This window comes from Glaesserella parasuis, from assembly GCF_002015085.1.
Taxonomy (GTDB): Bacteria; Pseudomonadota; Gammaproteobacteria; order Enterobacterales; family Pasteurellaceae; genus Glaesserella; species Glaesserella parasuis.
The window spans coordinates 142,727-155,880 of the sequence record NZ_MUXW01000001.1 but is presented as its reverse complement, the minus strand read 5'-3'; the positions used below and the strand labels follow the sequence as shown (position 1 = coordinate 155,880).

The 13,154-nt window shown below is 37.3% G+C and carries 12 protein-coding genes; 7 read left to right on the top strand and 5 right to left on the bottom strand.

Annotated features, from left to right (window positions below):
• Nucleotides 1–20 precede the first annotated feature (20 nt).
• The 3 genes from focA (at nt 21) to pflA (ending at nt 4,145) form a co-directional block, all read left to right on the top strand.
• Nucleotides 21–845: a formate transporter FocA gene (gene focA, locus B0183_RS00695; RefSeq protein ID WP_021110543.1), complete on the top strand. Its 825-nt coding sequence runs from the start codon at nt 21–23 to the stop codon at nt 843–845.
• A 93-nt stretch (nt 846–938) separates the two neighbouring features.
• The gene (gene pflB / locus B0183_RS00690) at nt 939–3,263 is read left to right on the top strand and encodes a formate C-acetyltransferase (RefSeq protein WP_078208180.1); all 2,325 of its coding nucleotides are present in this window, start codon (nt 939–941) and stop codon (nt 3,261–3,263) included.
• 141 nt (nt 3,264–3,404) lie between these two features.
• Nucleotides 3,405–4,145 carry a pyruvate formate lyase 1-activating protein gene (gene pflA / locus B0183_RS00685; RefSeq protein WP_078208179.1) on the top strand — a complete coding sequence of 247 codons (741 nt, stop codon included), beginning with the start codon at nt 3,405–3,407 and terminating at the stop codon, nt 4,143–4,145.
• A gap of 171 nt (nt 4,146–4,316) precedes the next feature.
• Here the strand turns inward: pflA and B0183_RS00680 are convergent, their stop codons facing one another.
• Together B0183_RS00680 and B0183_RS00675 are read right to left on the bottom strand one after the other, a co-directional pair.
• The gene (locus tag B0183_RS00680) at nt 4,317–5,087 is read right to left on the bottom strand and encodes a hypothetical protein (RefSeq protein ID WP_035524996.1); all 771 of its coding nucleotides are present in this window, start codon (nt 5,085–5,087) and stop codon (nt 4,317–4,319) included.
• A gap of 212 nt (nt 5,088–5,299) precedes the next feature.
• Entirely contained in the window at nt 5,300–6,958 is a 1,659-nt protein-coding gene (locus tag B0183_RS00675) for a putative transporter (protein ID WP_078208178.1), read from the bottom strand.
• 205 nt (nt 6,959–7,163) lie between these two features.
• Between B0183_RS00675 and gltS the strand changes: the two genes are divergently transcribed.
• Entirely contained in the window at nt 7,164–8,384 is a 1,221-nt protein-coding gene (gltS, locus tag B0183_RS00670; RefSeq protein ID WP_021114703.1) for a sodium/glutamate symporter, read from the top strand.
• Nucleotides 8,385–8,520: 136 nt separating this feature from the next.
• Here the strand turns inward: gltS and bioD are convergent, their stop codons facing one another.
• Nucleotides 8,521–9,240, bottom strand: coding sequence for a dethiobiotin synthase (gene bioD, locus B0183_RS00665; RefSeq protein WP_078208177.1), 720 nt, complete (start codon nt 9,238–9,240; stop codon nt 8,521–8,523).
• A gap of 179 nt (nt 9,241–9,419) precedes the next feature.
• Nucleotides 9,420–9,812, bottom strand: a complete 393-nt coding sequence (locus B0183_RS00660) for a Z-ring associated ZapG family protein (protein WP_078208176.1) — start codon at nt 9,810–9,812, stop codon at nt 9,420–9,422.
• A 306-nt stretch (nt 9,813–10,118) separates the two neighbouring features.
• On the opposite strand from B0183_RS00660, the gene rplM reads away from it, so the two are divergent.
• The gene (gene rplM / locus B0183_RS00655) at nt 10,119–10,547 is read left to right on the top strand and encodes a 50S ribosomal protein L13 (protein WP_010785807.1); all 429 of its coding nucleotides are present in this window, start codon (nt 10,119–10,121) and stop codon (nt 10,545–10,547) included.
• Between the two features lie 15 nt (nt 10,548–10,562).
• Complete coding sequence (gene rpsI / locus B0183_RS00650) at nt 10,563–10,958, top strand: 30S ribosomal protein S9 (RefSeq protein ID WP_021112205.1); 396 nt, start codon at nt 10,563–10,565, stop codon at nt 10,956–10,958.
• 147 nt (nt 10,959–11,105) lie between these two features.
• On the opposite strand, the gene priC is transcribed toward rpsI, so the two are convergent.
• On the bottom strand, nt 11,106–11,603 hold the full coding sequence (priC, locus tag B0183_RS00645; RefSeq protein WP_035524990.1) for a primosomal replication protein PriC: 498 nt from the start codon (nt 11,601–11,603) through the stop codon (nt 11,106–11,108).
• A 441-nt stretch (nt 11,604–12,044) separates the two neighbouring features.
• On the opposite strand from priC, the gene B0183_RS00640 reads away from it, so the two are divergent.
• Nucleotides 12,045–13,124, top strand: coding sequence for a porin (locus B0183_RS00640; RefSeq protein ID WP_078208175.1), 1,080 nt, complete (start codon nt 12,045–12,047; stop codon nt 13,122–13,124).
• Nucleotides 13,125–13,154: the final 30 nt, after the last annotated feature.

Below are 13,154 nucleotides of genomic sequence, written 5' to 3'. Positions count from 1 at the left end.
ATTTTCGTTTAAGGATAGTAATGTTTTCACCTGCTGAGATGGCAAAAATCGCCGAAGATGGCGCAGTTTATAAAGCAACCAAAAACCAATTTTATTCTTTCATTTCAGCAATTACTGCTGGCGCTTACATTTCTATTGCTTTTGTCTTTTATGCAACTACCCAAGTTGGGGCTGCGGATATGCCATGGGGTGTCGCTAAACTCATTGGCGGTCTTGTTTTCTCTTTAGGCATTATTATGTGCGTGGTATTTGGAGCAGAGCTTTTTACTTCAACAACCATGACGATTGTTGCCAAAGCAAGTAAGCGAATTACATGGGCGCAGATGTTTAAAAACTGGTTTGTTGTGTATGGCGGTAATTTCATCGGTGCGACCTTTATTGTGCTGTTAGTGTGGTTTAGCGGTGAAATTATGGCTGCAAATGGGCAGTGGGGCTTGACTATTTTAAAAACAGTCCAACATAAGATCCATCATACTTGGATTGAAGCATTCAGCTTGGGGATTTTCTGTAATCTGATGGTCTGTATTGCGGTATGGATGGCGTATGCAGGTAAGAGCCTGACGGATAAAGCGTTCATTATGATTTTGCCGATAGCCATGTTTGTGGCATCTGGATTTGAACACTGTGTGGCGAATATGTTTATGATCCCAATGGGCGTGTTAATTCACGGCTCTGCAAGCCCTGAATTTTGGACAGCGATAGGGGTTGATCCTAGTCAATTCGCTGATTTAACAATGGCAAATTTTGTGGTGAAAAATTTAATTCCAGCGACCTTAGGTAACATTGTTGGTGGTGCATTTTTCATCGGTATGGTGCAGTGGTTTTTGCATCTAAAAAAACATTAATTCAAAACTTGTAAGCGGTCACTTTTCGCAGTGTTTTTGCAAAATCGCACCGCTTGCGTTCCAATTTATTACATTAACTAACGAGGACTTAAAATGACTCAACTAACCGAAGCTCAAAAGAAAGCGTGGGAAGGTTTTGCACCAGGTGAATGGCAAACTGATGTAAACGTGCGTGACTTTATCCAAAAAAACTATACGCCGTATGAAGGTGATGAATCTTTCTTAGCAGATGCAACCGAAGCAACTACAACGCTTTGGGCAGAAGTGATGGAAAAAATCAAAGTGGAAAACAAAACCCACGAACCGTATGACATTGATTGCGATATTCCATCAACCATCACTTCACACGCACCAGGTTATATCAACAAAGATTTAGAGAAAATCGTAGGTCTTCAAACAGATGCACCATTAAAACGTGCAATTATGCCGTTTGGCGGTATCAATATGGTGAAAGGCTCTTGTAAAGTTTATCGCCGTGAATTAAATCCAGAAGTAGAGAAAATCTTTACTGAATATCGTAAAACCCACAACCAAGGTGTATTCGATGTTTATACTCCAGACATTTTACGTTGCCGTAAATCAGGCGTAATTACAGGTCTTCCTGATGCTTACGGTCGTGGTCGTATTATCGGTGACTATCGTCGTATGGCTCTTTACGGTGCTGACTTCTTAATGAAAGATAAAGTAAAACAGTTTACCTCTTTACAAGAGAAGTTAGAGCGTGGCGAAGATATTCAAGCGACAATCCAATTACGCGAAGAAATCGCAGAACAACACCGTGCTTTAGGCAAAATGAAAGAAATGGCTGCATCTTATGGCTTTGACATTTCAAACCCAGCAACTAACGCACAAGAAGCGGTACAATGGGTTTACTTTGCTTACCTTGCAGCAGTGAAATCACAAAACGGTGCAGCAATGTCTTTCGGTCGTGTTTCAACCTTCTTAGATATTTATATTGAACGTGACCTAAAAGCAGGCAAAATCACTGAAAAAGAAGCTCAAGAATTAATGGATCACTTAGTAATGAAACTCCGTATGGTTCGTTTCTTACGCACCCCAGAGTACGATCAATTATTCTCAGGCGACCCAATGTGGGCAACAGAAACTTTCGCAGGTATGGGCTTAGATGGTCGTACATTAGTAACCAAAAACAGCTTCCGTCTATTACATACCCTTTACACAATGGGGCCATCACCAGAACCAAACCTAACAATCCTTTGGTCTGAAAGTTTACCAGATGGTTTCAAACGCTATGCAGCGAAAGTGTCTATCGAAACTTCATCTGTTCAGTACGAAAACGACGACTTAATGCGTCCAGATTTCCAAAACGATGACTATGCGATTGCGTGCTGTGTAAGCCCGATGATCGTAGGCAAAATGATGCAGTTCTTCGGTGCTCGTGCAAACTTAGCGAAAACCTTACTATACGCAATCAACGGTGGTGTTGATGAGAAATCAGGTGACCAAGTTGGACCGAAAACTGAGCCAATTATGTCTGAATACTTAGATTTCGATGATGTAATGACCCGTTTAGACAGCTTTATGGACTGGTTAGCGAAACAATATGTGACTGCGTTAAACATCATTCACTTTATGCACGACAAATATGCTTATGAAGCAGCATTAATGGCGTTGCACGATCGTGATGTATTCCGCACAATGGCTTGTGGTATCGCAGGTCTTTCTGTTGCAGCAGACTCACTCTCTGCAATCAAATATGCGAAAGTAAAACCAATCCGTGGCGACATCGAAATCAAAAATAAAGCAGGAGAAGTGGTTGGCGTAGCGAAAAACGTAGCACTTGACTTTGAAATTGAAGGTGAATACCCACAATTCGGTAACAACGATAACCGTGTAGATGACATTGCAGTTGATTTAGTTGAACGCTTTATGAAGAAAATTCAGAAGCTCAAAACATACCGTAATGCAGCACCAACACAGTCTGTATTAACCATTACTTCAAACGTGGTTTACGGTAAGAAAACAGGTAACACCCCAGACGGTCGTTGTTCAGGTGCGCCATTCGGACCAGGTGCAAACCCAATGCACGGACGTGACCAAAAAGGTGCGGTAGCTTCATTAACTTCTGTTGCGAAATTACCATTTGCTTACGCGAAAGATGGTATTTCTTATACCTTCTCAATCGTACCAAATGCGTTAGGTAAAGATCTTGAATCTCAAAAACGTAACCTTGCAGGCTTAATGGACGGTTACTTCCACCACGAATCAACCATCGAAGGTGGTCAGCACTTAAACGTAAACGTAATGAACCGTGAAATGTTATTAGATGCGATGGAAAACCCAGAGAAGTATCCACAATTAACAATCCGTGTTTCAGGCTACGCAGTGCGTTTCAACTCTTTAACTAAAGAGCAACAAATGGACGTAATTACTCGTACTTTCACTCAGTCGATGTAATTTAGTTTAAACTAATAAGCGGTCAGATTTTGCAAAACTTTTGCAGAAACTGACCGCTTATTGTATCTTACGCATTAATTGCGATTAGCAGAAATGTTTAAGGACATTTGTCCTAATCGTACTTTATTTAAAGGAAAAAGAATGACTGTTTTAGCACGTTATCACTCTTACGAATCGTGTGGCACAGTAGATGGGCCTGGGATTCGTTTTATTTTGTTTTTACAAGGCTGTTTAATGCGTTGTAAATATTGCCACAACCGTGACACTTGGGATCTTGAAGGTGGGAAAGAGATCTCCGTAGAAGATCTAATGAAGGAAGTTGTGACGTATAAACATTTTATGAGAGCAACGGGCGGGGGCGTAACAGCATCAGGTGGCGAAGCCGTGTTACAAATGGAATTTGTGCGTGATTGGTTCCGTGCTTGTAAAGCTGAGGGTATTGATACTTGTTTAGATACAAATGGTTTTGTGCGGAATTATTCAGAGCTAGTCGATGAAATGCTAGATGTAACCGATCTCGTTATGCTTGATTTAAAACAGCTGAACGAAGAAATTCATAAAGATTTTATCGGTGTCTCTAATAAACGTACCTTAGACTTCGCTCGTTATTTGCATAAACGTAATCAACGTACTTGGATCCGCTATGTGGTTGTACCAGGTTATACGGATGCCGATGAAGATATTCATTTATTGGGTCAGTTTATTCAAGGTATGGACAACATAGAAAAAGTCGAACTTCTGCCATATCACCGTTTAGGCGCACATAAATGGAAAACCTTAGGGTTAGAATATGAATTGGAAGATGTGATGTCACCGACGAAAGAATCGTTAGAGCATATTAAAGGTATTATTGAAAGCTATGGGCATACGGTGAAGTATTAGCGCTTAGATGATTCGACCCTATCCCAAATTCTGTGTAAACACCCATTTCAACTTAACGGTGATCGTCTAGGCGATCACCAAAATCAATCATAAATCGATTCATCGCCAGTTTCCAGTTCTGAATCGGCATTGTCGATTTATTATATATGCTATAAACACTTTAATAATCAGCTATATATTTAGATATTTGCCTTCTGGTATGGGATCTAAAGGAGGAGAAATATCAATTTCTGAATCTTCAAGTGGTTTTTCTGCTTCTTTCATATTCTCTTCATTTGACTGAGTTAAAGGCTTATCTTGTACTCTAGGCATTATTGAAGAGTCTAAGTTCTGTTTGATATCATTAGATACTTTGCTTGAGTCCACCACAGGATCTATTGATTCTTCATGTACTCCTATATTATTTTCTATATTTTGTGGTTTTTGTGTCTCTAAAACTCTAGGGATGTTTGCAATGAAGGTTTTTTCTTCTTTATTGACAAGTTTACGCCCAATTTCTACACGAGGATCTAGCCATATTGCTACTACAGCGTCATTAAATTCTTTGTTAAATTCTTCAGGAATAACAATATTATTTAATATGAAATATCCTTTATCTTCTAAAGCAATGTAACTGAGAGAATCATCTTTCTTGATATTAGGTAAAATTTTACGCAAACGATCAACCACATTATCTTGATTTTGCAGAGTGATGCCTAAATTAGACCAAGATCTAGCTAAAGAAATTGCAAAATCACGCCCTTCAACGGGCTTTTGATATTTTAGAGTCAGCATTAATGGGCGTGTGCTATTAGTATAACTGCCAGTTTCAGAGAATAATGAAATATTATAGATTTTAAATGGTCCCCAGATATAGTCTACATCATTGATCTTTAGCCATTTGGCAGAGAGGAAGGGATTAAACAGCAAAGTAGATATCAAAAAAAAGGTTAAGCGATACATAAAGTAGTATTTCCATTAAAAAACAGATTTATTTCTCATTATAACGTTAAATCCGTGATTAAGACATCCTATTATTTATCATAGAAAATAAATTATAATCCTATAAAAATGGCGTGAATGGATCCTAAATATTGTTGGAAACTTATTGCGTTTTATTGAAATTGAGCAATCTAGTCTATTGAACTGTCAATAACTAGATTGCTTAGTTACGATTAGCCAGCTACCCACAATAATATAGCGAAAATTTGAGGCAAGATAATTCGACAGAACATCACTAATGGATATACCGTCGCATAAGAGAGTGCTGCTGCACCATTGCCTTCTTTAATACCATTTGCAAATGCCAAAGCGGGTGGATCCGTCATTGAACCTGCAAGCAATCCACATAGGCTCAGATAATTTAATTTACCATAAATACGAGCAACCAGCCCTGTAACAATTAATGGAATAAAAGTAATGATCGCACCATAACCAATCCACGCTAAACCATCATTACTTAATAAGGTATTCAAGAAGTTTCCACCTGCTTTCCAACCTACAACTGCAAGAAAAAGCACGATACCAATTTCTCTTAATGCTAAGTTTGCACTTGGTGGCATAAACCAATAGAGTTTTTTGATACTTCCTATTCTTGCCAAAATTAATGCAACCACCAAAGGACCGCCAGCTAACCCTAATTTTAATGCAACGGGGAAACCTGGCAGATAAATTGGAATAGAGCCTAGTAACACCCCTAAACCAACCCCGATGAAGATAGGCAACATTTGTACTTGTTGTAATTTTTGTTGAGCGTTACCGATAATCGCCATCACAGCCTCAATATCTTCTTGGCGGCCAACCAAGTTCAACACGTCACCAAATTGCAATGTCATTTGCCCGTTAGGAACTAACTCAACCCCCGCACGGTTTAAGCGAGAAATCACTACACCATATTTCCCTTTTAACATCAATTGGCGAATTTGTTTCCCAAATACTTTTTCATTGGTAACGACAGCACGTTCTGTGCGGTACATTGTGCCTTTTGTCGAAAGTGAAACATTCACTTCTTCACCAAGAATGAGTTGCATTTTATGCAACGCAGCTTTTGTTCCCACAAGATGCAGAATATCGCCTATTTGGATTTGGGTATGCACTTTAGGCACAAACAACTCATCATTACGCTTAATACGAGAATAAACCACTTCGTGCAGTTCAAAATCAGGAAGCTCTTGAAGCATCAACCCATTCAAATTTGGATTTGTAATACGAACATTCATCGTACTTAATCCATCTTTTTTATTGTTGGTTGCAGAATCAAACTCATCAGCTTCTTTATCCACATTAATTTTAAAAATAATACGGATAAGCCACATTGCTAATAGAATCCCGATAATCCCGAAAGGATAGGCAATTGCGTACCCCATACCCATCACAGCAGTAATGGACTCACCGCCTAATTCTGTCAGAATTTGCTGCCCAGCACCTAATGATGGCGTATTGGTTACCGCACCAGAGAAAATACCCAATATCACAGGAAGAGGAACATCAAATATTTTGTGTAATAAAATCACTAAAATACCGCTTATCCCAACAATCATCACAGCAAAAGCATTAAGCTTTAATCCCGATTGGCGTAATGAAGCAAAGAAACCAGGACCGACTTGAATACCAATGGTATAGACAAAGAGAATCAAACCAAACTCTTGAATAAAGTGCAAGGTATGACCATCAAGTTTGACACCATATTGCGTCATAAAATGGGAAACCAGTATCCCACCAAATAACACACCGCCAATACCAAGGCTTACGCCCCTCACCTTAATATGCCCTATCCATAGCCCAATGACAGCAACTAAGGATAATAGGCTTACTGTTAATGCAATTTCGCTCATAAAAGCCTCATCATAAAAAAATAAAACTGCGACGATTTTACCAAAATCCCCAAGCAAAAAATGAGATCTAACTCAAAAAATAATAGAGAAATGTCTACCATAACAATATTTTTATGCGACTAAATAATCAAATAGCCATTTTGACAATGCTAAATCTTTATAATATTATCCGCCCCTTCATAAATCATATATTAGGAGTAATGATATGGAGCCAATCGTTTTAAACGGTTATCACACACTTATCGCCGCAACGCTTGTTTTGCTTCTCGGCAAAGTATTTGTAAATAAAATTAAGTTCTTCCAAGACTTTAATATCCCAGAGGCTGTTGCCGGTGGTTTATTTATCGCTGGTATCATTTTTTGTCTATATAAATTCGCTGGAATTACCTTTGAATTTGAAAGCTCTTTACGTACAGCTTTCATGTTAGCCTTCTTCTCATCTATCGGCTTATCCGCAGATTTTTCCCGTTTGAAACAAGGTGGAATCCCACTTGTCATTTTCCTCGTTATCGTGAGTATATTTATCCTTGTTCAAAATGGTGTAGGCGTTGGTTTAGCTATGCTACTTGGTATTGATCCACTTGTTGGTTTAATTACAGGTTCTATTACTTTAACTGGCGGACACGGCACAGGTGCAACTTGGGCAACTGTTTTTGCAGAGAAACATGGGCTTGCAGGTGCAATGGAAATGGCAATGGCATCTGCTACATTTGGTTTAGTAGCTGGTGGTTTAGTCGGTGGCCCATTAGCACGCCGTCTTATCAACAAAATGAAAATTACCCCATCTAAACACAGTGTAAAAGTTGAAAGCGTAGAAGCAAAATATGCTGATGATACATTTGAAGATGCTGACAATGTACGCTTAATCACAGCAACATCAACGATCGAAACAATGGCATTATTTGCAGCGTGTCTAGCATTCTCATCAGTTATGGTTAAAGTATTCCCTGATTCAGGTTTACCTCAATTCGTATGGGCATTAGGTTTTGGTGTAGTATTAAGAAACGTATTAACGTTAGTGTTTAAATTTGATATGTTTGACCGTGCTATTGACGTATTTGGTAACGCATCATTAAGCTTATTCTTAGCAATTGCATTAATGAGCATTAAACTTTGGGAATTAGCAGACCTTGCTGGCTCAATGTTAATTATCCTTATTGCTCAAACCATAGTTATGGTACTTTATGCATATTTTGTGACCTTTAGAGTGATGGGAAGTAATTACGATTCAGCCATTCTTGCAGCAGGTCACAGCGGTTTTGGCTTAGGCGCAACTGCAACTGCGGTCGCGAACATGCAATCTGTCACAGAAACTTTTGGACCATCACATAAAGCATTCTTAATCATACCGCTTGTAGGTGCATTCTTTGTGGATGTGGTTAACTTAGGTGTAATTACAGCATTTATGAATTATTTAACTAGCTAAAATAGCATAGAAATCAGAGTGGTTGCTAAAATTATATAGCAACCTTTGTAGTCATGATTGTTAGTCTATTATTATCAATAAAGAGCCAGCTTAATATTTCAGTATGAGCTTAGCTCTTCAAGAGCCAGCAATTAGATTATTTATGGAAAAAACTTAATAGAGGCTCTGGGTTCTGAATATACTCAGATAGTTCTTTTTTACTAGGATAACCAATATAAGGAATTTGTCCTAGTAATGGAGCATTGATTTTTTTGCTAAGGAGTTCAATTAATTCAGCGTAGTGACGTAGCCCAGGATTTACTCGATTTGCAATCCATCCGATAAGATTAATCCCACTTTGTTGAATCGCATCCGCTGTTAAAAGTGCATGGTCAGCGCAACCCTCTTTTATTCCCACAACAAGTACGACTGGCATTCTATTTTTCTTAACCCAATCAGCAAAACTTAGGTCTTTATTAATAGGTGTTAACCAGCCATAAGTGCCTTCAATAAGAACATTTGCATATTGTCGGTGTAAACGTTGAAGATCGTGATCCAGTTTATTAACAGAAATATGACGTACTGCGTCTAGCGCTGCAAATACTGGCGTACTAGAATGGATAAAAGAATAGCTATTAATTTCTCTGTATTTTACAGGACAAGGGCAGCTGTTCTGTATAATGAGGACATCACTATTGTCTTCACAGGCATAATCATCTTGATTGGGTTCTGTGGGTAAAGAATCATCGCCACCACACGCAATAGGCTTATAACCGACAATGGGAATTTCATATTTAGATATTGTTTGTAATAGAGCCCTTGTAACGATAGTTTTTCCTACATTTGTATCTGTGCCTGCAATAAATAAACAAGACATTGTATTTTCCTGTTAATGATAAGTTAAAAAAATTTTTCAAATTCTAATCTGAAATTAAATTTAATATAATGTTTTCGATCAAATTTTCTGATAATAAAGACAATATGTTCTAAGAAAAATGTAGTTAAAGAGAATTTAAGAGGGGATTCCCTCCTCTTAAATTCAATAATATATGAATACTAGGATTTTAGTAAACCAGAGGAGCCTTCTGAATAATCTTTAGGTTGGTCATCTTCAGATTTAGGTTTATTTTCAATTTTAGGTTGTTGGAAAAATTCAATTTTTGCCGATTCAGCAGGCAATAATTTTTCAGACCCTTGTGCTAAATGCGTATAAAGTTTTTTGTAGTCTTCAGCAAGTATTGCAAGTAGAGCTGCAGATTGTTCAAAGTGTTGTTCTAATTGCTGTTTTTGCTCGTCCATTTTCTTAGCAGTATCTTTTAAATCAGCCTCTAGTTGTAGTTGTTTTTTCACATTGCTATTTGTCGCACGAACAACAACATAACTGATGATACAACCTATGATAAATGCTGCAATAATTGCAGTCCATACGTTACCAGACCATTGTTCCATAGTTCACTCCTTTACAGTTAGTTAGCTTGATGTAGCTGTTTTTTATCATTTTCTCAATTTGATGAGAAGTAAAACCTATAAAAATTTGTTGGAATTTTGAAATATACCGCAAAAACCACTCTTTCTTAAAAAAGAATTAGATCTTTAGTAAATAAATCTGTATAATTTTGCCACCCTGTTTTTGCATGGTATTCCCGCCATGTAAGTCTGGTCTGAATAGGACTCGAAGGGGTCAGATTCTACCGTATTAATAGGTAATATCCATCAGGATATTGGGTTTAAACTTTAAATTTTGGTATTTAATTAATGAAAACTTTTGTAGCAAAACCAGAAACAGTTAAACGTGACTGGTATGTAGTAGATGCGACAGGTAAAACTTTAGGTCGTTTAGCTACTGAATTAGCACATCGTCTTCGTGGTAAACACAAGGCTGAGTACACTCCACACGTTGATACAGGCGATTACATCATCGTTATCAATGCGGAAAAAGTAGCGGTAACAGGCAAAAAAGAAACTGATAAAATCTACTACTGGCACACTGGCTATGTAGGTGGCATTAAAGATGCAACCTTCAAAGAAATGATTGCTCGTCGTCCAGAAGCAGTGATTGAAATTGCGGTTAAAGGTATGTTGCCAAAAGGTCCATTAGGTCGTGCAATGTTCCGTAAATTAAAAGTGTATGCAGGTAACGAACACAACCACGCAGCACAACAACCACAAGTTTTAGATATCTAATCACGGAGCATAAAAATGACAGCAGCAAATCAAAACTACGGCACAGGTCGCCGCAAAAGCTCTTCAGCTCGTGTATTTATCAGACCGGGCAATGGTAATATCACCATTAACCAACGTTCTTTGGAAGTGTACTTCGGTCGCGAAACAGCTCGTATGATCGTTCGTCAGCCATTAGAATTAGTTGAATTAACAGATAAATTAGACTTATACATCACTGTTAAAGGTGGTGGTATTTCTGGTCAAGCAGGTGCAATCCGTCACGGTATTACTCGTGCATTGATCGAATACGACGAAACTTTACGTCCAGCGTTACGCGCTGCGGGCTTTGTTACCCGTGATGCTCGTCGTGTTGAACGTAAAAAAGTGGGTTTACACAAAGCACGTCGTCGTCCACAATACTCAAAACGTTAGTATTACAATTTTATATATCCTCTCTATTAAGAGAGGATATTTTCTATGGACTCTTTTTAGTATGATGTGTATGTTTAGAGCATAGCATATTTAGACACTACTAGAGATTGATAAGATTAGCAACAATATATCGTCAATCTTCTCCCGTTATTCCTGATTAAAGCTCAATTCTTCAATCGCCTTTAAACATTTTTGTTTTCTATTCTCTGTTTCTTGTATCTTTATTGAGAGCATATGCCTATACTCAGGGTAATGGTAATTTTGTTCAATGAGCCATGAGAGTTTTTCATTCAATGCACGCAACGCTTTATAGTATTCATGTAACTTCTGTTTCTTTGATAATGTATGAATACTCTTAGTAAATTTATATTGAGAGAAAATAGGGGAATCTGACTTTTTATCCTTGAGATGAATACTTTTTTGTAGAGCATCATATTGTTCAATTAAACGTTGAGTATAAACTTCAGTTATTTCAGGGGAAGTTGACTGCTCAACATGTGAACATGTTTCTAGTATTTCTTGTATGAATTCTTTGACGGAGCCATGAGTAAGTTTAAAGCAGTGGCTATAGATAGAGATTTGCAGAGACAAGATGGGAGAAAAGTCGTTTAATTTTGTAATGATTGTATCTGTAAAATTACCCATTTTTTATTCTCTGTATTAAATGTATAGATATTTTAATGTATGTGCATCTCTTTTCAAATTTATTTTTGATAAAAATAATCTTTCTATTTTTTCTAAAAATGTGATGAAACTCACATTTTTAGAAAAAAGGTCATAAATCTTTATTTGCTATGAGTTTTTTATTTTTAAATCATATAGTTATGTGATTTATTGCAATAGGAGCAATATTTTAAAAAATTATCTCTGAATACTTATTTGGGAGTGGAGATTTATTAACTTATTGATTTTAAAGAAAATGTTTTTTTATGTAAGATATTGACACTACTCTACAAATTTGCAATCATTCGCATGCAATCTGCATTTACCAAACTTACATGGGAAGGTAATGGCAGATATGGATCGGTTGCTCTTATAGCTTAATAAGAGTAATCTTAGTTAAACTAAAAACTTAAGGTGAACATTATGAAAAAAACACTAGTAGCGTTAGCAGTAGCGGCATTTGCAGCATCAGCATCAGCTGTAACAGTTTATGAAAATGAAGGTACAAAAGTTGATTTTGATGGTCAATTGCGTCTTCTTTTAGAAGAACAAGCCACAAAAGAGAAAGGTCAATCTTCAACACGTGGTCACACTAACTTAAAGAATAATAGTTCTCGTTTCGGTATTTCTATCAAACATAATATCAATGAGAATCTCTACGGTTTTGGTCGTTATGAGACTCGCCTTGGCAGTGGTTCTAAAAATGCTGCAGAATGGGGGGATGTTACAACAGAAGAGGCTTACGTTGGTTTAGGTGGCTATGGTCATGAAATTTCTTTTGGTAAACAAGCTGTAATCGGTGATAGCATTGGTCAAGCTGGTTTTGATAAAGTATACGGTGTTGGTACTGATGGAATTAAATATTCAGCAAACAACACAAACAAAAAAGGTTTTGATATCCTTACTGCATCTTCTGATTCAGCAATTAACTATACCTATACAGGCATTGAAGGTTTGACGTTAGGTGCTAACTATAATGTTGCAAATGAGCGTGATAAGAAGACGGGAGAAGTAAAAGTAGATTCTGCTAAATCTGGCTTTGGTTTAGGTGCTAAATACACAGCTAAGATTGCGGAAAGTCAATCTGTAACTGTGGCAGCAGGTTATACTCATGATGACTATAAATCTGGAGCTGTTAATAAGAAAGACAAAGATGGTGTATACTTTGGTCTTAAATATGTCAATGCTCCATTTACTGTAGCTGTTGATGGTGGTCATGGTGTTGAAAAAACAGGTAATGTTAAAGAGAAAATTGACTTCGTAAGAACTGGCGCAAGATTTGATGTTACTCCAAAATCTGGCGTGTATGGAAACTACTCTTATGGTACTTACAAAAATAAAGCTTACAAAGCAACAGCTCATCAATTCATGTTAGGTGCAGACTATAAATTACATAAACAAGTTGTTACCTTTGTTGAAGGTCGTTTAATCAAGAACAAAGACAGTGATAACAACAAAGTTACTGACAAAGCACTTGGTGTTGGTTTACGTGTATTATGGTAATCTAGATAGTTAGGTACTATAGTTAATTAG

Bases quoted from the DNA above. Each gene is read 5' to 3' on its own strand.
- priC (WP_035524990.1), bottom strand. From the start codon at position 11,603: ATGGGTAATTTTACAGATACAATCATTACAAAATTAAACGACTTTTCT.
- rpsI (WP_021112205.1), top strand. From the start codon at position 10,563: ATGACAGCAGCAAATCAAAACTACGGCACAGGTCGCCGCAAAAGCTCT.
- bioD (WP_078208177.1), bottom strand. From the start codon at position 9,240: ATGTCTTGTTTATTTATTGCAGGCACAGATACAAATGTAGGAAAAACT.
- pflA (WP_078208179.1), top strand. From the start codon at position 3,405: ATGACTGTTTTAGCACGTTATCACTCTTACGAATCGTGTGGCACAGTA.
- gltS (WP_021114703.1), top strand. From the start codon at position 7,164: ATGGAGCCAATCGTTTTAAACGGTTATCACACACTTATCGCCGCAACG.
- pflB (WP_078208180.1), top strand. From the start codon at position 939: ATGACTCAACTAACCGAAGCTCAAAAGAAAGCGTGGGAAGGTTTTGCA.
- B0183_RS00675 (WP_078208178.1), bottom strand. From the start codon at position 6,958: ATGAGCGAAATTGCATTAACAGTAAGCCTATTATCCTTAGTTGCTGTC.
- B0183_RS00680 (WP_035524996.1), bottom strand. From the start codon at position 5,087: ATGTATCGCTTAACCTTTTTTTTGATATCTACTTTGCTGTTTAATCCC.
- B0183_RS00640 (WP_078208175.1), top strand. From the start codon at position 12,045: ATGAAAAAAACACTAGTAGCGTTAGCAGTAGCGGCATTTGCAGCATCA.
- B0183_RS00660 (WP_078208176.1), bottom strand. From the start codon at position 9,812: ATGGAACAATGGTCTGGTAACGTATGGACTGCAATTATTGCAGCATTT.
- rplM (WP_010785807.1), top strand. From the start codon at position 10,119: ATGAAAACTTTTGTAGCAAAACCAGAAACAGTTAAACGTGACTGGTAT.
- focA (WP_021110543.1), top strand. From the start codon at position 21: ATGTTTTCACCTGCTGAGATGGCAAAAATCGCCGAAGATGGCGCAGTT.